This window comes from Marinobacter sp. L-80, assembly GCF_056859395.1.
In genome coordinates this window covers 1-18,788 of the sequence record NZ_JBSXOI010000052.1, presented here as the reverse complement: position 1 = coordinate 18,788, position 18,788 = coordinate 1, and the positions used below count along the sequence as shown (strand labels likewise).

Genomic DNA, 18,788 nt, shown 5'->3' with positions numbered 1-18,788 from the left:
CCTGAGGCCAAAAAAGATGTTGGTGGCTATCTGATGGACTACTACAACCGGCAACGACCTCACACGTTCAACGGTGGTATTTCTCCCGTTGCCGCTGAGGAAAACCTTAAAATACTGTCCGGGATTAGTTGACCACTACAGGGTCATCATGAATGTTACAACCATTGGCATTGATCTGGCGAAAACTGTGTTCAGTATTCACGGCACCAATCAAGACGGCAAGGCCGTGGTTCGTAAACGGCTCAATCGCCCTAAGCTGCTGGCGTTCTTCGCGTAACTGCCACCGTGCCTGATCGGCATGGAGGCCTGTTCCGGTGCCCATTACTGGGCTCGGGAGTTAACCAAACTTAGCCACGATGCTTGGATCACGTACTCACCAATGTTCGCTATTGTTTAATTGCGTCCCCTGCTTACAAGGCTTGTTGTTTGCCTCCAATCTTTCCGTTCCAGCGAGACTATTCCAAACTCCGAGTCGGACGCCGAATTTAGCACTTTGTGTGGAAGCCCAGGCCAGCGCCCTATTCTAGAATCAACTTTAAGTTTGTTTAGCACTTTGTGTGGAAATCGTGCCGTAACCCTCTGATTCTCTGTTTCACGGGTTTAGTACTTTGCTTGGTCGTCTATTCGGCCAACAAGGAACCCGCCGCACGCGGGTCCCCCCCTTGTTTAGCCACTGGCTATGACACAGCCTGTAATGCCATGCGTTCGCCCGTATCCCTTGTGCCACGTGGCTTTCAGGGGTTTTCAGGCTTGAATACTGGGCCGTAATTTAAGGGGGGCGGCCGATTTTGGAGTTTGTACCCCCCCCTATTAGTCGGAGGGTGGTTGGCCGAGATTCAGTGTTAACAAGTGGTACTGAGCTGCGCACTGTCGCAGATATCAAACACAGTCAGAAATCATCCATACGGCCAATCTGGCGGGCCAGGCGCTTGGTTTCATTCTCTCCCAAGGTCAGGAGCGACTGGAGCAGCTCCCGTGCTTCGGGAATTTCGGCTTTTTCGACAAGGGTCTGATAGAGATCAAGAATTTGCTCGTGGACGTCGAACACTTCACGGCAGATGCCAGCAATATCAAGCCTCACGTATGGCTCGTCGCAGGTCCGATGGGTTTTTATGGGATCATGAGATAGATAATCGTAAACGCGACTCTCCAATGCCTTCGCATCTCCCTGGCGCTCAAACTCCCTCACAATGCGCTCGATTTCAGATTCATGGGTGGCCAGATAGTCCAACAGGGCCCTTGCCTGCTTGTCTTCGTGCTTTGTTTCACAATGGGACAGACACCGCGCCAAGTGCGAGTGGAGCTTGCTCGTCCAGTCAATTAGCTCTCCGAGTGTTTTGATATCCATACGGGCTCATCCCTCGCGGAAGGTATACTTTAAAAAATACACTTAAACGCTGTTTCCGAACAGGGGCCTTTACTCGACTCCAATGCACTCCACCGGGCATAGCGAACGCAATGACCCCCGCACCCAGGCCGATGCAGCCAATGGCAAATTGTTCGCTCATCACCGCGCTTTGCACTGCGTCCGGCCCAGCAGCAGAGCTCATCCGGCCTACCGGTGATCCTTCTCGTAACGCCGACGCAGTAACATTGAGTTACCAATGACCGAGAGCGAGCTGACAGTCATCGCCACTACACCAATCATCGGATGCAGCAGCCCCGCCGCAGCTATAGGAATAGCCGCAGCGTTGTATCCACTGGCCCATAGGAGGTTCTCAACGATCTTTTTGAAGGTCGCACGTGACAGCACCATGGCGTCAACAACACCAGATAATTCGCCACGGACCAGGGTAACGTCAGCAGCTTCGATAGCCACATCCGCACCAGCGCCTATGGCAATGCCTACGTTAGCCTGTTTGAGTGCCGGGGCGTCGTTAATGCCATCACCCACCATGGCAACATGATTGCCGTACTTTTCCTGCAGTTCCCGAATGGCATCCACCTTACCTTCCGGCAACACCCCGGCGCGAACCTCGTCGATGCCTACTTCGCGGGCAACCGCGTTGGCTGCACGCTCGTTGTCACCAGTAATCATCACAACATACAGTCCTTGCTCGTGCATGGCCCGAATGGCGGCCACCGATTCGTCCTTGAGCGTGTCGGCTACCGCGACAATGCCGTAGGCCTTGCCGTCACGGGCAACAATAACGGCAGTTCTGCCCTGATCCTCAAGGTCGGAAAGACTCTTGTCCAGGGCCTCCAGTCCATTAACGCCCTGCTCTTCCAGCAAGAGGCGGTTACCAATCAGCACGGTGCTCTCACCGACCCTTCCCGAAACACCTCTGGCGCCGGTGGAGCGGAAATCAACAACGTTCCCGGGTTTGATTCCACGTTCCCGGGCACCGTCCACAATGGCACGGGCGATGGGATGCTCAGAAGCATTTTCTACCGCGGTGGCAAGCTCCAGCAGTTCGGTCTCCGAAACGCCGTCGGCGGGTACTACATCGGTAAGCTTCGGCTCACCCCTGGTAATGGTGCCCGTTTTATCGAGGACCATTACCTTGACGTCCTTGAAGGTCTGAATGGCCTCTCCAGAACGAATCAGGATGCCCCGCTCGGCGCCGACGCCCGAACCCACCATCAGCGCAGTCGGCGTTGCCAACCCCAATGCACAGGGGCAGGCAATTACCAGCACAGCAATAGCCGCCAGGATAGCCAGCACCGGCGTGGCCGCCGTCGGGTCTACCCACGGCAGGAAAGCGGCGCCCCATTCAAGGATTGGTCGGAGTGTATCGCCTGCAAACAGCCAGACCACAAGACTGCCCAGGGCAATAACAAGAACCAGCGGCACGAAGCGACCGGTCATGCGGTCAGCAAACTCCTGGATTGGCACCCTGGAGCCCTGAGCCTCGTCGATCAGTTTCACCACCTGGGCCAGAAAGGTATCACCACCAACACGGGTAGCCTTGACTCTCAGGCGACCTTCCTTGTTGATGGTGGCACCAATAACCGTGTCTCCCGTGCTTTTGTATACCGGGACAGACTCGCCAGTGGCAATGGATTCATCCAGATGACTCTCACCATCCACCACTTCACCATCAGTGGGCACCTTGTCACCGGGCCGGACAATCATGATGTCGCCTGGAGCCAAATCCTTCACGGGAATTTCGACCTCTTCCCCTTCCCGTTCCACGCGGGCGGTCTTAGCGCCGAGGGTGAGCAATTTCCGGATGGCCTCCGAGGCCTTGCCCTTGGCTTTTGCTTCCAGGTACCGACCAAGCATATGGAAGGTCATGATGGTAACGGCCATTTCGATGAAAGAGGTCATCGGATAGACAAAGCCCACCAGACCAATCAGGTAGGGGGGAAGGCTGCCCATGGAAATGAGCACATCCATGTTGAAGGTGCCATTCTTCAGTGAACGCCAGGAAGCCTTGTGGGTAGCGGCACCGCCATAAAAAAACACTACCGGGAAGCCGAGCACTGCAATAATAGCCAGATACCCCGGAATGGGCTGCCAGAACATATGAAACATCATCAACACCATGATCAGTGTTGTCGGTACCGCAGCGATCCAGAACCTGCGTAATGCAAGCTTCAGATAGGCCTCTTCAACGGCCGAGTCCTCCTCCTGACTGGCATCTCCCTCAAGAGCGACAGCAGCAACATCATATCCGGCGCCCTCTATCAGCTCTTTCAGCTCATTTTCTGTCGGCCCATCCGAGCCGACTACCACGCTCACTGTGTGATTGGCTATGTTGGTTGACGTCGTCTGCACGCCGTCGTGTCGCGCAAGCGTACTCTTGATAATACCCGCACAATGGTCGGACCCCATTCCGGGTACCGTGACCCTGAAAGTCCTGCCACCCACTTCCCTCACGGAGGCCACATCGTAACCGGCACCCTCCACAGCGTGTTTTAAGGCTTCCCCGTCAGGCCCCGACGCAAGGGAGCGAACACTCACCTTATGTTTGGCAATGTTAGTCTCTATCTGGTCGATTCCGTCCAAGCGGCCAATCGTTTTGTTGATAATGCCGGCGCAGTGGTCTGACCCCATTCCCGGCACAATCAGCTCAAGGTCCCTTTGCCTTTGCGGTGCCTGTGTTTTCGTACTGTTCATCAAGATCTCCCGTCATTGTTTCTGTTGCTTGGCCAGTCACTGAACGCTATGAAATAAAGTAATACGAGATTGACGATGGGAATCAGTATCAGGAAGCCCATCCAGCCCGGATACCCGGTACGCTGGCAAATACGCCAGGCCGGAATCACAACTACAATGGCAATCACCAGCATCCACAGCCAGTGCCCTGCCCACATGGTGTTGCCAAACATATTATCTTCCGTCATAGCACTGCCCTCCACGTCGAATGCCGGTTAATGGTGATCATGAGCATGAGATTCCTCATCTCCCGATTGCCGGGAATTCTCGGACTTTTTCAAAAAAATCTGCTCTGCCACTGCAATAACGATCATGGTGGCCACCGCAACACCGATGACAAACGGGTCCGTATTCAGCTTGACCCACACAAAGCCCCCAAGAACGAGCAAATCCAGCAAAATGGCCATGACTGGCACCCAGGCGCTGGCCTTCACGTCTTCGCGTAGATAACGAAGAACACCCCAGTGAATCGCAACATCCATTACCAGGTAGAACACGATACCCAGCGCAGCAATCCGGGAGAGGTCAAAAAAGGCCGTCAGGACCAGCCCTAGGACCACTGTATAAACCAGGGTGTGCTTCTGAATACTGCCTGGCATGCCGAAATGCCGGTGGGGGACCAGTTTCATTTCCGTCAGCATCGCCAGCATCCGGGACACCGCAAAATGCTGGCCAGAATGCCTCCGGCAGTAGCCATCATGGCAATGGCAACGGTGAACCACACGGCGTACTCCCCCAGTGCCGGGCGGGCGGCGGCGGCAAGGGAGTAGTCCTGTGTCTCGATAATCTCGGCCAGGGACAAGTTGCTGGCAACAGCAAAACCAACCAACGTATAGATCACCACGCAGGCTGCAATGGAAATAATGATCGCCCGTCCTACGTTCCGCTTGGGGTCTATTACTTCGGAGCCGCTGTTGGTAATGGTGGTGAAGCCCTTGAAAGCTAGAATTCCGAGCGCGGTTGCTCCAAGGAAGTTGCCCACAGTTCCGGCCTCTCCGGGATTCGAGAAGTCAACCGATATGGAGTCGGCGACCCATACCCCCACCAACCCGAAAATCAGTATGCCGCCGATTTTCAGGACGCCGATAACGGAAGCCACACCCTGAATCATCCGGTTACCCAGCAGATTTATGAGAAACGCTGCCAGGATCAGTGACACCCCGAGAATGGGCACCATTCGCCCGCTTTCGTCGCCACCGAAGAGCTGCATGGTGTAGGAGCCGAACGTGCGGGCCAGAAAACTCTGGGCGATCACCATGGAAAAGTACATCAGCAAGGCGTTAAATGCGGTCGGCAGCCGGTTTCCGTAGGCCTTGTGTAAGTACATGCCGATACCGCCCGCAGACGGGTACGCATCGGAAATTTTGATGTAGGAATAAGCACTGAAGCTGACGATCACGGCGGCCGTCAGAAACGCCAGGGGGAACAGAACGCCCGTCATCTGTGCCATCTGTCCGGTCAACGCAAAAATACCAGCGCCTATCATGACACCGGTACCCAGCATGACGGTTCCTGGCAGGGTGAGACTGCCTTCCTGATAGCGAGTGGTTCTGTCTTGCTCCCTGCTCATTCAACCACCGGTTATTGTCGTTTCTATTTACGCTTCATAGGTGGGATTTTGGAACAGCAAAACGGATCATGTTTTGCGTTGGCCCGAACATTGTCGTCTGTAAACCGACACCACGCCAGTTTCCGCTGGGTCCACCACCCGGCCTGCAACCCGCCTCCGTGGGTTTTGATCAGTTCCATTAATTCGTCAAGAGACCAATGGGTTCCATCGTAGACGACATGCAGCTGGTTGTTCGGTTTGCGCTCGGCAAAATCAACACAGGGATGATGGTTGAGTTCATGGATGAAATCGCCCCACTGACTCTCGCCAAATCACTCACCATTTTGGCACGTAGATGCCGGTGAGGTGAGGAGGAGTCCATCCCATTGATTCAGGTTACTGATGAAAATGAATAATCACGGTAATCCTGATGCCTATGCGCCGTATCCTCTTGGCCGTGTAGCGACAAACGTCAGGCACTCACCCAACCGATCTCATTGTACCCGGCGTCGAAAGACCCAAAGGGAGAAAATAAACAGCGTGACACCGATTACCAGCAAGGCGAGAGCCTCATCCCAGAGAACCGCCAGGCCGGCGCCTTTGAGGAAAATACCGACGATGATATCCATGTAATAACGCAGTGGACTCAGCAGGGAGAGGCTTTGCAGGAAAGGCGGCATGGCTTCTACCGGCGTCAAACTGCCCGACAGGAACATCAGCGGGAAAAGTCCGAAAAAGGAGAGCAGCAACGCCTGCTGAAGGGTCCGGCTGTAGGCGGCAATCAGTACGCCCAGCGCAATCGCACTGAGCAAAAAGATGGCGGTCAGCACCAGAAATAAAAGCAGACTGCCCTGAAGGGGCACATCAAAGACTCTGACAATCACCAAACTCGGAAAGATGGACAGTACGCCCATGATCAGCGTGGGTGTGACCTTGGCCAGGAACAGTTCCAGGGTGGAAATGGGCGTCACCAGCAGCTGCTCGATAGTGCCTCGCTCCTTTTCCCGGACAATAGAGGCGGCCGGGTGAATAACGCCCACCATCATACCGGCCAGAGCAATCATCGATAACACGATAAAACCCGATGTTGTCAGATCGGGGTTATACCAGATACGGATCAGGGGTACCGCGACCCCCTTCTTCCCGGCAGCAGGGAGCGCTTCGCGCTCCTGGCGCTGGACGATCTGCAGAGCATCATTGACGGCATTGGCGGCAATGTTGGAATTGGTGCCGTCCTGGAGCAACTGGAGCTGAGCACTCTTGCCAGCGAGAAGAGCACCTTCGAACCCGGCGGGAACGACCAACACCATGGTGGCATCGCCTTTCTCCAGGAGGTCAGTGGCGGTTGCCACACGGGTTTCCTGAAATTTCAGGTCGAAGGTTTCGCTCACCGCAAATTTCTGGATCAACGAGCGACTCAAGGCGCTGCGATCCTCGTCCACCACCGCCAGGGGCAGGTGGCTTACATCAAAACTGAGCGCAACGGCACAAATGACGACTTCAATGGTGTAAAGCCAAAGTATCAGGGTCAGTATCAACCGGTCACGAAAGAACTGCACGAGCTCCTTGCGCAACAAACCAAATAAGGCAATTCCCATCAGGCCACCTTCTGCTTCATTCGCCAGGCCGCGAAGACAAATACCAGGACCGTATAGACGATCAACATCATCAGATTTGGCAGAACGGCTTCAAGGCCGGCTGATTTCAGTACGATGCCCCGGGAGATTTCCATAAAATAACCGGCAGGGAAAAGCCAGCTATACAGTTGCAGGGCAAGAGGCATGGTGAACAGAGGGAACAGAAAACCGGAAAACAAAAACGACGGCATCAAGGTGACAATCAGCGTTATCAACATGGCCGCCAACTGGGTACGGACCAGGGATGAGACCAACAGGCCGATACCCACCGTGGTCAGCACATAAACGAAAGCGGACGTCAGCAGCAGTATCGGGCTGCCGGCAATGGGGACCTGAAACCAGGCAAACCCCACCACCATGACCATAAGAATCTCCAGGAAAGCCACCAGACCGTAGGGCACCAGCTTGCCGACAACAAACTCGGTTGAGGTGACCGGCGATGCATAGATCTGCTCAATCGTACCGGTCTCTTTCTCACGCACGATCGCCAGGGCGGTCAGCAGGGGTGGGAACGCCATCAGGATCACGGCAAATAACCCGGGGATGACGAAATTGACGCTGCGCAGGGAGGGATTGAACCAGACCCTGGCCTGGACCCGGACGGCGCTCTGACGCGGGGCGGGGAAATTTGCGATTACCGCCTCGGCATAGGCCGATGCCAATCGACCCAGAACAGGATAGCCTCCGTCCACGATCACCTGGACAGGCGCCTCGTCGCCTCTGAGCAGTTGCCGGGCCAAGCCGGCTGGAATCACCACGCCCATGCTGATGGTCGAGCTTTGCAGTGCCGACTCCAGATCGCGGAGATCGGTCGTTTTCTGCTCTAATTGAAAATACCGCGAGCTGTCGAAACGGGCTGACAGGTCGCGGCTTGCCGGCGTGTTGTCCAGATCGTAAATGCCCACGGCAACCTGTTCCACATCCAGATTGACCGCATAGCCGAACAGAAAAAGCATGATCAGCGGCATGATCACGGCCAACGCAATGGTAACCGGGTCGCGAATCAGCTCGCGACTTTCCTTGACGATGAGGGCGCCAAGCCGATGAGCCTTCATGGTCCCAACGCCCGGGAATTGGCCGTTCCCGCCTGTTCTATGGCCGCCGTGAAGAGCATCTCCACCGTGGCGTCGGCTTCGAGGCCGAGCGAATGATTCAGCGATGATCGGCTACCGTGTGCAAGCAGCCGCCCGTCCAGCATTAACGCCAAACGATCACAATAGGCCGCTTCCTCCAGGTAGTGGGTAGTGACCAGCACGGTCATACCGCTGGCGGCCAGCTCACGGATAACCCGCCAGAAACGGTACCGGGCGACGGGATCGACACCCGAGGTGGGCTCATCAAGGAACAAGACCCGGGGCCGGTGAAGCAGGCTGCAGGCCAGCGCCAGACGCTGGCGCAAGGCACTTGAAAGATCACCGGTGAGCTTGTCGGGAATATCTGTCAGCCCCGTTACTTCCCTGGCCCAGTCGATCGCAGCCCGCGCCGCGCCTCCGGCCAGGCCGTAGGCATTGGCAAAGAAGCGGAGATTCTCCCAGGGGGTCAGTTCCAGATAGAGTGAAAACCGTTGTGACATATAACCAATTTGCCGGCGCAATGCGGTGCTACCCCCGCCGGAGCTCACCCCGGCCACCCGGGCGTTGCCCTCATCGATGGCCACCAGCCCGCACAAGGCCCTGATCAGGGTTGTCTTGCCCGCCCCGTTGGGCCCCAGCAACGCAAGCAGTTCGCCAGATGGCGCCTCGAAACTCACCCGGTCAACGGCCTTGAAATGTCCGAAGCGGACGCTCAGGCCGGTGGCCACCAGCCCTTCCTCTTTTCCCCTGTCTTGCCGGGCCAATTCCGGAAACTGCTGCTCGCCGGCCCTCCTGTCCGTCCGCAGCACAAACAGATCCTCGAGCCGGGGCTCGGCCGCCGCCAGGTGGGTTCCCTCGGGCAATAACTCGGCGAGCTGGTTTTCAGCGATGTCCGCGTTCATCACCAGTCGCAGGTGATCCGGCAACCACTGCACTGAATGGACGCTGTCAATTTGAGCCAGGATGCCGGACAACTCCCGCAAGCCTCGTCCGGTATCTCCAGCATTTACAGTGAACACCCTTCCGGCGGCGGGCCTCAGCAGCTCTTCCAGCGACCCATCCGCAAGAACGCGGCCCTGTTCCAGCAGCAGTATCCTGTCGCAGCGCTCCGCCTCGTCCATGTAGGAGGTAGCCACAACCATGGTCAGGCCCTGCGACCGGAAGCGGTCGAGCATGGTCCAGAGATGGCGCCGGGACAGGGGGTCGACGCCGAGCCCCGGTTCGTCAAGGATCAGCAGCTCCGGTTCATGGACCAGATTGGTACATAGCGACAACTTTTTCTGCATGCCACCGGACAGTTTGGCGGCGGGCCTGTCAGTAAAGCGGCCAAGCCCCGACATGGATAGCAACCTTTCTGAACGCTCCCGATAGAGTTCGTCGGGCACATCCCGGATGCGAGCGGCAAAGCTCAGGTTTTCCTTGACGCTGAGTCGATCGTAAAGCGTAAATCCCTGGGACATATAGCCAATCCGGGCAGCAACCTGCTTGGCCTCACGACGGGTATCGAAGCCCAGGACCCGGCATTCCCCCACAGTGGGGTCCAGGATGCCAGCCAACATCTGTAACAGCGTCGTCTTGCCAGCGCCATCAGCACCGACAATGCCCACTCGTTGGCCGCGATCAACGGAAACATCCAGTGGCTCGATGACAACATTGTCTCCGAATTGGCGGCCAAGGCCTTTGGCGACGATGGGTTCCGGGGAAGACATGACGGCTCAGCGCGCCGGAACCGAGAGGGTCGCTGGCCACTCGGCGTCCGGATCCCAGCGAATCCAGGCATCTGCCGGCATACCCGGTTTCAGAGCATCGGCCGGATTATCCAGCACCAGGGTAACGCCATAGACCATCCGAACTCTCTCGTCGGGCATGTGGACATCGCGGGGGGTGAACTGGGCGAAATCGTCAATCCTGCCGACTTTGGCGGAAAAGTCCCCGGGCAAACCGTCCACGCGGATTCTGGCGGGATCCCCCAAGCTGATCCGGTTGAGGATATCACCGGGGACATAGACCTTGAGTTCGAGCTGCTGCAGATTCACCATCGTGGCCAGCGGCTGGCCGGTATCGACAACCTCTCCCGTCTCCACCGCCCGGATCAGGATGGTTCCGGAGAGCGGCGCGGCAACCTCCGCTTTGTCCAGTTGCGATTCAGCCAGTGCCACCTGCGCCGCCCTTGCAGCCACCTGTTCTTCGGCGGCATCCTTCTGCCGCTGGAGAGACTCAAGTCGGCCCCGGGCCTCACTGACGGCATTTTCCGCCTGATCCAGATCACTCGAGCTGGCCAGATTGCGGGACCGCAAGTCCCGGATCCGCTGCCGTTGTTTCTCGGCATTCTTGAGATGATGACGCCAGGTGGTGATTTGGCTGTCGAAGCCGTCACGGACTTCCCGCGCCGAGGCCAGCTCGGCCTGTGCCGAGCGCAGGCGGTCTCTGGCATCGGCGGGGTCGATCACGGCTACCGTGTCGCCAGCCGAAACCTTGCTGCCTTCCGCGAGATGGTGCTCGATGACCCGACCGGCCACTTCGGCCGCGATCCGCACTTCCCGCCCCTCGATATGGCCATTGCCATAGACGATTCCCTGCGGCAAGGGCTCTTCCCCAAACAGAACAAAAACCCCATAAGAACCGCCGGCGAGCACCAACACCGCTATCAGAGACCAGAGCCAGGATTGGGATTTCACCAAACACTCCTTATGACATTACTGTTCAGGTTGGAGCCGGGATCAGGGCCACTGCCTCTCACTCCAGCCAATGAGATCGCCCACTCTAGCACACGGCAGCCGCCGCGACCAAGGTCGTTGCCGGATCTTAAGCGGCTCATTCAGGTCGCCCTCGAAGATGGCCGTCAGGGCATCGTCAAAGACGCAAAATGGATTGGTAGCCTGCCACATCCACCTCAAACCGGGTGTTCTGACGCAAGTGATCCTTCATGGCCTCCAGCGCATCAGGGTCTCCATGAATCAAGTTGATCGGCGTTTCGGGGGCTAAGTCACTTTGAGCCAGCCACTGTTCAATCTCTGTGAAATCTCCATGTCCGGAAAGCCCACTCAACACCTCCAGCCGGGCCTTGACCGGAATCCAGTCGCCGTGGATCTTGATCCTTTCCGCTCCATCAACCATTTTGGCGCCTCGTGTCCCCCCTGCCTGATAACCGGCAAAGATAACGGTTGTGCGGTGCTGGCCGAGGAGACGCTTGAAGTGATGAAGAATGCGACCGCCCGTTGCCATACCGCTGCCTGCAATAATTACGTGCGGGTAGGCCTGATCAGCCAGCGCCTTGGAGTCCTGGACGCTGCGGCTATAATGAACGGTGCTGCACATTTCGTGGCATTCTGAACTGCTCAACCGATGCTGATCTTCGTAGCGGCAGTAAATCTCAGAAACATCAATCGCCATGGGGCTATCCAGATAAACTGGCAACCTTGGAATTCGTCCCGCCTTCATCAGGTCGGTGAGCATATGTTGCAAGACCTGCGCTCTGCCCACGGCAAAGGCTGGAATCAGTATATTGCCCCCTTTGTCGACCGTTTCGTTGACGATGTCCGCCAGTTGTGACGACAAATCCACGTCTTCGTGGCGACGATCGCCATATGTTGATTCCAGCATCAGCATGTCGAGTGCTGGCAGGGGTGCCGGTGGCCTCATGAAAATATCATTGAGGCGGCCCACATCGCCGGAAAAACCGACGCGTTTACCTTCCGCCTCGATGATGACACAGGCCGCCCCGAGAATGTGCCCGACCGGTCGCAGATGAAAGCGTATATCACCGAGCTGGATCACTTGGTGAAAGTCCACCGACTGAAACAGCTCCATGCAGGCTTCTGCATCCTCCTGATCATACAGGGGCTCCGGATTCTCATGCCTGCTCAGCTTATGGCGGCCGAGGTAATGTGCCTCCTCTTCCTGAAGATGGCCGCTATCGGCCAGCAATATGCTGCATAGCTCTCGGGTGGCATGATGGGTATAAACCGCCCCCCGGAAGCCCTGCTTGTACAACACGGGGATGTAGCCTGAATGATCCAGATGGGCATGGGTCAGAAGCACGGCATCCAGCGAGGCAATATCGAGCGGCAACGGTTGCCGGTTGCGCTTTCTCAGCCACTTGTACCCCTGAAACAGGCCGCAATCGACCAATACACGTGTCTGGCCGGTTTCAACCAGGAACTTGGAGCCGGTCACGGTTTCCGTGCCACCCAGAAATGTAATGTTCATCGGCGCTCATCCTCCACCTGATTGAGAAAATGCCTGACCGGCGGCACCAGCAACTCGCTGACATCGATCTCATTGCTGCTGTGTGGAACCGTGTTGGTGGTCACCAGCGTCTGCAGGCCGGTACCCAGAAGGTAGGTGTCCGAGGCCTCCGCAAAAATGCCATGCACCGCCGCACACAGGATGGCCTCCGTGCCTTGTGCCTTAAGTGCCCTGACACACTCGCCAATGGTGCGGCCGCTGGAAATAACGTCATCAATGATGACGGCTTTCCGGCCGTTATACGCCGAGATATCCGGCAAGGTGACTTCAACGCGCCGGTCACCCAGACGCTGCTTGGTGCCAATGACATAAGGATGGTTACTGGCCTGCGCGATACTTGATACCCATTGCTCACTTTCCGCGTCCGGACCTACCAGCAACAGACCGTTTTGCCCCCGTAGCCAATCCGCCAGCGCCGGTGCTCCCTGAACAACTTGCGTGGGTATGCTGTAGATTTCGTCAAGAGACTGGTACCTGTGCAAATGTGGATCAACGGTGATCAGCCAGTCGATATGTAAAGACAAAGACTGGGCAAACACCCTGGAAGTGACCGCCTCCCCTTCTTCGAAGCGTCGATCCTGGCGCATATAGCAAAGATAGGGCGCCACCAACCCAATCGACCTGGCACCGAGTTCCCGGAGAGTTTCAAAGAGAAACAGGAGAGCAAGGTATTTGGTGTCTGGATGCGTTAGGTCGGCCAATATTACGCAGTTCGCACCTTTGACTGATGTGAGCACACGTAAGTAGGACTCACCATCAGGGAACCTCCGCACCTCCAAACTTCCCGGCTCCAGATTGAGCCGATCACAAAGTTTTTCCCGTAATGGATGGGGAGCAAGGCTGAACAACACACTTTTTTCAGTAATGCCCACAATCATTCCTCTCGCTTTACAGTGAAGATTGCCGGCCCCATATCGTTAAACGCCAGCGCATAATCCTGCTGCCCCGGACTGTCACTGAGCAATTCATAGAGAGGCTCTCCCTTAGTGACTCTATCACCGACGGTCGCCAGTAGCCGCAGCCCTGCGGTAGAGCTGGCAGGTGCACCTGCCAGCTTGGCGACACGGGCAAGCCGACGATTGTCGATAGACACGATTGTTCCGGATTCCGAGCACAGAACTGGGCGCCTAAAACGGGCTTCACCTAAGCTCCTCTGCCCTCCCTGAGCCTCTGTTATACGCTTGAACTGCCCCCAGGCAGAGCCGTTTTGAAGTAGTCGTTCTGCTTTGACCATCCCCTCTTTCACGCCACGACCATCAGCCAGATCGAACAAATGGCCAGCCAGCATGATGGCGCGGCTCCGTAGATCCTCCGGCGCACCCCGCTTTCCCTGCAACACGGCCAAAACATCACGGGCCTCCTCTGTCGGCCCGATCCCTGCACCAACCGGCTTGCTGCCGTCTGTCGCGATGCAGCGTACCTTCAGCCCACAGGCCGCCCCAACGCTTGTGAAAAGAGAGGCCAGCCGGTCGGCATCGCCGGGCGTTCGAACCTTGGCCGTCTCCCCCACCGGAATATCAATCACCGCATGGGTGGAACCGGCAGCAATCTTCTTGGACAGCACCGAGGCCACGAGCTGGCCCTCACCATCAAGGTCCAGCGCTCTCTCGATGCGAATCAACAGGTCATCAGCCGGGCTGAGGTTCATCGCCCCACCCCAGGCGAGACAGGCACCGGTTTCTCTGACCACACGGCGAATCTCGTTCAGCCCAAGCCTCACATTGGTCAGCGCTTCCATGGTGTCCGCTGTTCCCGCCGGTGAGGTGATGGCACGGGAGGAGGTTTTAGGCATTACTAAGCCTGCTGCGCTGACGATCGACACAACCAGCGGCGTGGTCCGGTTGCCCGGCAGGCCTCCAACACAGTGTTTGTCGAACACACGATCCACGCCTGGCCAATCGAGCTGTTGTCCGCAATTCACCATCGCCTGGGTCAAAGCAACAATCTCATCGAAACCTAATCTGCCACCCGCACAAGCGCTCAGGAAACAGGCTATTTCGACATCGCTGTATTTGTGTGCGGAGATATCGGAGACAATGCGGGCCATCTCAGCCGGAAGCAAGCTGTGTCCGAATACTTTCCGACGAACCAGACTCAAGGATTCGATATAGGGCGCATGATGTACTGAAACCAGGTCAGACTGAGCCACCCCGAGCCGCTCTATGGCGATATCTGAAAGCCCCGCATACCCCTTGGGAACCGTTTCATCAGACGAAATATTGAGAGTTGCGATGATGGAACGTCCCTGCGAGGAAATTCCCACCCTGGAACTGGCGGCGAATCCTTCTGAAAGGCACACATCACAATCACCACGCATGTAGACGACAGGCTCCTGATGAGTATTGATACCCATCTTGAAAACCCGTAACTGACTGGAAGACGCCACCATGTATCAACATCCTTTTCTGCGTTGAAGAATAATTTCAGTGTTCTGATCAGAGGTCGTTCATACGCCCTATCTGCCTGGCCAATCGCATAGCTTCGTTCTCTTCCATGGTTAGCAACGATTGCAGTAATTCTTTCGCCTCGGGAATCTCGGCTTTGTCGGCCATGGTGCGATAAAGGTCCTCTATCTGATCATGGAAATCGAATACTTCTCTGCATATGCCCTCAAAATCCAGCTGTGCGTAGGGCTCATCGCAGGTTCTGTGGGTCTTAATGGGATGGTGAGACAGGTAGTCGTAGACCCTTGTCTCCAATGCTTTGAAATCGCCCTGCGACTTGAATTCATTCACGATACGTTCCATTTCCGATTCATGGGTCGCCAGATAGTCCAGCAGCGCCCGTGCTCGCTCCTCTTCATTCTTCGTAGCGCAATGTGACATACACCTTGCAAGGTGAGCATGCAAATCCCGTGTCCAGCTAATAAGTTCTCCAAAGGTTTTGATGTCCATTTACCCGTTCCCCCTTGTTGTCATTAATCATGTCAGCAAACAGCAATTACCTACCACTTAAACTCATAAGCCTGAATTCACACTGAAAAACCCCAACAAAAGATGCAAAAAGAGTCGCTCAATAGCGTGGGCTTGATGAACATCAATTTTTCCAATTGGAAGTGTTCGTCTACCCTAAGCCGTCCAGTTGGGTGCGCTTTAACAGGAGTGCATTTACCGCAACAAGAGCGGAGCTTCCAGACATTGCGAGCGCCGCTACTTCTGGGCTTATCACCAACGGATAGAACACGCCTGCCGCCGCGGGAAAGGCGATGACGTTATAGCCCACCGCCCAGAACAGGTTCTGGTGCATCTTGCGCAGGGTAGCGCGCGACAGCTCGATGGCTCCCAGCACATCGTAGGGGTCGCTCTTCATCAGCACCACGTCAGCGCTCTCAATGGCCACATCGGTGCCGGCACCGATGGCGAAACCCACCTCCGCCTGGGTCAGTGCCGGGGCGTCATTGACACCGTCGCCCACCATGCCAACCTTCTTGCCCTGAGCCTGGAGCTCCTTGATCTTGTCTGCTTTCTGCCCCGGAAGGACATCGGCGATCACCATCTCAATGCCGAGTTCCCGGGCGATGCGCTCGGCGGTGGCCTGGTTGTCGCCGGTGAGCATCGCCACCTCCACCCCGCGTTCACGCATCTTTTTGACCATTGCAGTAGCGGTGGGGCGCGGCGCATCGGCAATGGCGATAAGGCCGACCAGCTTCCCGTCCTGGGCGACGTGCACCACGGTCTGACCCGCGCTCTGCAGACGCGCGGCCTCGTCCTTCAGGCTCGCCATGTCGACCTTCTCTTCGTCCATCAGCCGGCGGTTGCCGAGCAGCACGGTCTTGCTGCCAATCTCCGCCCGCGCGCCCTTGCCCTCGATGTTGGTGAAGCCGGTCAGCGGATCGAGCTGCAAGCCTTCGGCCTTACTTTGTATCGCCTTGGCCAGAGGATGGTCCGAGCCCTGCTCCACCGTCCCCGCCAGTGCGAGGACCGCCTCCTCGGTGCTGCCCGCCACCACGACCACCTCGACCACCTGCGGCTCGCCCATGGTCAGGGTGCCGGTCTTGTCGAAGACCACAATATCCAGCCGGGTGGCATCCTCAAGTGCAGAGGCATTCTTGAACAAGATGCCGTTCCTGGCGCCGAGGCCGGTGCCCACCATCACCGCCATGGGCGTGGCAAGGCCGAGGGCATCCGGACAGGCGATCACGAACACGGTGATAGTCAGGGTCACGGCAAGCAGCAGGCTTTGGCCGATCCACCAGAACCAGACGGCGAAGGTGAGCAGGCCGATTACGATGGCAATCACCACCAGCCACTGTGACGCTTTGTCCGCCAGCAGCTGCGCCGGGGCCTTGGAGTTCTGCGCCTCCTGCACCAGCTTGACGATCTGCGCTAACGCGGTGTCGGAACCTACCTTGGTGGCGCGATACCTGAAGCTGCCGCTCTTGTTAATGGTGGCCCCGATCACCTTATCGCCGGGCTTTTTTTCCACCGGCATGGACTCGCCAGTGAGCATGGACTCATCCACCAGGGACTCGCCCTCCAAGACCTCACCGTCCACCGGAATCTTATTGCCGGGGCGGATCACGACGATGTCGTCCTTCAGAACCTCAGCGGTGGGAACCTCCCGTTCCTGGCCATCACGCAACACAGTGGCCTTGGGCGGCGCGAGATCCATCAGCGAGCGGATGGCGTCCGAGGCACCGGCACGGGCGCGCATCTCCAGCCAATGGCCGAGCAGGATGAACACCAGCAACACCGCCACCGCCTCGAAAAACTGCACCCCCGGGAAAAAGAGCGTGGAACCGACGCTGAACAGGTAGCCAGTACCCACCGAGAGAACGACCAGCACAGCCATGTTGAGCACGCCGTTTTTCAGCGCGCGCCAGGCGGCAACAAAGAACGGCCAGCTTGGCCAGAGCACCGCGATGCTTGCCAGTAATAGCAACCACAGGTCTAGCCGCAGCCCGAAGGGCGGTGCTGGCGGTTCGAACAGCCCACCCATGGGCGAATAAATGAAAATCGGGAGGCTGAAGATCAGGCAGACCCAGAAACGGTTGCGCATGTCGCGCACCATTGCCTGCATGTCCATGCTGCCGCCGTGACCCATCTCGTGGGCCATTTCGTCCTTTGCGCCAGTATGTTCGCCGTGTTCAGCAGGATGCGCGGTATCGTCGTGGCCGGTGTGGGAGGCATGGCCATCGTGGACGGGCATGGACACAGCCCCGGCTTCGGTCGGCGGGTCCCCCGGGTCGCAAACGTGCCTGGGCAACTGTTCTCCGGAACAGTGATAGCCGCACTCGTGTATCCGGGCCTTGATAGCCTCAAGGTCCACCGTCACCTCATCATAGGTGACGGTCGCGCTGCCGGCCACATAGTTGACCTCGGCTTTCTTAACGCCGGGCAATCTCAACAACTGTTTCTCCACGCCCCGAGCACTCAGTGCCGATAGCAAGCCGCGGATCTCCACGACGGTATTTTTCATTCCTTGGTCCCCTTTCCTTAATTGGCCAACCGGAGCTTTTATCAGGCAGACGAACACCCAGCATAAGCGCCATCCAGATCATCAGAGCATATCTACCTGAATCCAAAATGAATCACCGGCTTAAACCGAATCAGATTGTGATCTCGGTCAAGAAACCCCAGAGCCGCGTTCAAATGATTTATCCGGCACAGCATGACAACTGTTTTACATCCTTGGTGAACGTTTGCGCACAGAGCTTGAGTCCTTCAACCATGGTCAGATAGGGGAACAAGTCATCGCCGATTTCCTGAACGGTCAAACCTGCTCGTAACGCCATCACCGCCGTTTGGATAATTTCACCGCCTTCCGCTGCGACAACCTGCACCCCGAGCAACTGCTTCGGCTTCAGAGAGGCCAACGGTGGCGACTTGAGGATCGGTAAACATGACCGCGGGCATGGCACTGAGGTCGAGCCTGGCCTCGCCTTCCTTACAGGAATATCCCATCTAACACGTAATCCTGAACACCGGCAGACTCGCTCAGCGCCCAGGGCCGGATAGGCTTTTTACACTCAGCTACACTGGCTGCGTCAGGATAGCACCCACTGAAACGATCCCCACGAATTAAAGAATTAGAGAGGATCAGCCAAGCCTTCCAAGAACTGGAAACGTCGACAACATCCATGACGCGAATAGAGTCATCTGACCGGTGAGCACCAACACGCCCATGACAACGAGTACCAGGCCTGCAAACACTCTCAGCAGTCGACTCCAGCGACTGAG

Annotated in this window: 12 protein-coding genes and 4 pseudogenes; 1 reads left to right on the top strand and 15 read right to left on the bottom strand. The window is 57.0% G+C overall.

Going from position 1 to position 18,788, the window contains the following annotated elements:
- Positions 1-148 precede the first annotated feature (148 nt).
- Positions 149-358, top strand: a pseudogene (locus tag AC13E3_RS06465) (IS110 family transposase); the annotation flags it as partial.
- Between the two features lie 531 nt (positions 359-889).
- Here AC13E3_RS06465 and AC13E3_RS06460 read toward each other — a convergent pair.
- The 15 genes and pseudogenes from AC13E3_RS06460 to AC13E3_RS06390 form a co-directional block, all read right to left on the bottom strand.
- Positions 890-1,348 (bottom strand): hypothetical protein, encoded by a 459-nt coding sequence (locus tag AC13E3_RS06460; protein ID WP_008172243.1) that lies wholly within the window; start codon positions 1,346-1,348, stop codon positions 890-892.
- Positions 1,349-1,555: 207 nt separating this feature from the next.
- Positions 1,556-4,063, bottom strand: a complete 2,508-nt coding sequence (locus AC13E3_RS06455; RefSeq protein WP_104272403.1) for a heavy metal translocating P-type ATPase — start codon at positions 4,061-4,063, stop codon at positions 1,556-1,558.
- Positions 4,063-4,290 carry a DUF805 domain-containing protein gene (locus AC13E3_RS06450; RefSeq protein WP_288367334.1) on the bottom strand — a complete coding sequence of 76 codons (228 nt, stop codon included), beginning with the start codon at positions 4,288-4,290 and terminating at the stop codon, positions 4,063-4,065. The genes AC13E3_RS06455 and AC13E3_RS06450 overlap by 1 nt, the downstream gene beginning before the upstream one ends.
- 27 nt (positions 4,291-4,317) lie before the next feature.
- Positions 4,318-5,672 (bottom strand): annotated as a pseudogene (locus AC13E3_RS06445) (APC family permease).
- Positions 5,673-5,695: 23 nt separating this feature from the next.
- Positions 5,696-5,980, bottom strand: a pseudogene (locus AC13E3_RS06440) (hypothetical protein); the annotation flags it as partial.
- A 165-nt stretch (positions 5,981-6,145) separates the two neighbouring features.
- On the bottom strand, positions 6,146-7,249 hold the full coding sequence (locus tag AC13E3_RS06435) for an ABC transporter permease (RefSeq protein WP_008172526.1): 1,104 nt from the start codon (positions 7,247-7,249) through the stop codon (positions 6,146-6,148).
- Positions 7,249-8,343 (bottom strand): ABC transporter permease, encoded by a 1,095-nt coding sequence (locus AC13E3_RS06430; RefSeq protein WP_008172528.1) that lies wholly within the window; start codon positions 8,341-8,343, stop codon positions 7,249-7,251. The genes AC13E3_RS06435 and AC13E3_RS06430 overlap by 1 nt, the downstream gene beginning before the upstream one ends.
- Positions 8,340-10,070 carry an ATP-binding cassette domain-containing protein gene (locus tag AC13E3_RS06425; protein WP_136631410.1) on the bottom strand — a complete coding sequence of 577 codons (1,731 nt, stop codon included), beginning with the start codon at positions 10,068-10,070 and terminating at the stop codon, positions 8,340-8,342. The genes AC13E3_RS06430 and AC13E3_RS06425 overlap by 4 nt, the downstream gene beginning before the upstream one ends.
- A 6-nt stretch (positions 10,071-10,076) precedes the next feature.
- The gene (locus AC13E3_RS06420; protein WP_008172531.1) at positions 10,077-11,039 is read right to left on the bottom strand and encodes an HlyD family secretion protein; all 963 of its coding nucleotides are present in this window, start codon (positions 11,037-11,039) and stop codon (positions 10,077-10,079) included.
- Positions 11,040-11,214: 175 nt separating this feature from the next.
- Positions 11,215-12,570: an MBL fold metallo-hydrolase RNA specificity domain-containing protein gene (locus tag AC13E3_RS06415; RefSeq protein ID WP_482901832.1), complete on the bottom strand. Its 1,356-nt coding sequence runs from the start codon at positions 12,568-12,570 to the stop codon at positions 11,215-11,217.
- A complete protein-coding gene (locus AC13E3_RS06410) occupies positions 12,567-13,487 on the bottom strand; it encodes a ribose-phosphate diphosphokinase (protein WP_008171255.1) in 921 nt (306 codons plus the stop codon). The genes AC13E3_RS06415 and AC13E3_RS06410 overlap by 4 nt, the downstream gene beginning before the upstream one ends.
- Positions 13,484-14,998, bottom strand: coding sequence for a thymidine phosphorylase family protein (locus AC13E3_RS06405; RefSeq protein WP_008171257.1), 1,515 nt, complete (start codon positions 14,996-14,998; stop codon positions 13,484-13,486). Before AC13E3_RS06405 ends, AC13E3_RS06410 begins: the two co-directional genes overlap by 4 nt.
- 46 nt (positions 14,999-15,044) lie before the next feature.
- Positions 15,045-15,503 carry a hypothetical protein gene (locus tag AC13E3_RS06400; RefSeq protein ID WP_008171259.1) on the bottom strand — a complete coding sequence of 153 codons (459 nt, stop codon included), beginning with the start codon at positions 15,501-15,503 and terminating at the stop codon, positions 15,045-15,047.
- Positions 15,504-15,672: 169 nt separating this feature from the next.
- Positions 15,673-18,027 carry a heavy metal translocating P-type ATPase gene (locus AC13E3_RS06395; protein WP_482901831.1) on the bottom strand — a complete coding sequence of 785 codons (2,355 nt, stop codon included), beginning with the start codon at positions 18,025-18,027 and terminating at the stop codon, positions 15,673-15,675.
- Between the two features lie 178 nt (positions 18,028-18,205).
- A pseudogene (locus AC13E3_RS06390) lies at positions 18,206-18,491 on the bottom strand (mercury(II) reductase); the annotation flags it as partial.
- Between the last annotated feature and the right edge of the window lie 297 nt (positions 18,492-18,788).

Coding starts and splice junctions, on each gene's coding strand:
- AC13E3_RS06460 (WP_008172243.1), bottom strand. CDS start 1,348: ATGGATATCAAAACACTCGGAGAGCTAATTGACTGGACGAGCAAGCTC.
- AC13E3_RS06455 (WP_104272403.1), bottom strand. CDS start 4,063: ATGAACAGTACGAAAACACAGGCACCGCAAAGGCAAAGGGACCTTGAG.
- AC13E3_RS06450 (WP_288367334.1), bottom strand. CDS start 4,290: ATGACGGAAGATAATATGTTTGGCAACACCATGTGGGCAGGGCACTGG.
- AC13E3_RS06435 (WP_008172526.1), bottom strand. CDS start 7,249: ATGGGAATTGCCTTATTTGGTTTGTTGCGCAAGGAGCTCGTGCAGTTC.
- AC13E3_RS06430 (WP_008172528.1), bottom strand. CDS start 8,343: ATGAAGGCTCATCGGCTTGGCGCCCTCATCGTCAAGGAAAGTCGCGAG.
- AC13E3_RS06425 (WP_136631410.1), bottom strand. CDS start 10,070: ATGTCTTCCCCGGAACCCATCGTCGCCAAAGGCCTTGGCCGCCAATTC.
- AC13E3_RS06415 (WP_482901832.1), bottom strand. CDS start 12,570: ATGAACATTACATTTCTGGGTGGCACGGAAACCGTGACCGGCTCCAAG.
- AC13E3_RS06410 (WP_008171255.1), bottom strand. CDS start 13,487: ATGATTGTGGGCATTACTGAAAAAAGTGTGTTGTTCAGCCTTGCTCCC.
- AC13E3_RS06405 (WP_008171257.1), bottom strand. CDS start 14,998: ATGGTGGCGTCTTCCAGTCAGTTACGGGTTTTCAAGATGGGTATCAAT.
- AC13E3_RS06400 (WP_008171259.1), bottom strand. CDS start 15,503: ATGGACATCAAAACCTTTGGAGAACTTATTAGCTGGACACGGGATTTG.
- AC13E3_RS06395 (WP_482901831.1), bottom strand. CDS start 18,027: ATGAAAAATACCGTCGTGGAGATCCGCGGCTTGCTATCGGCACTGAGT.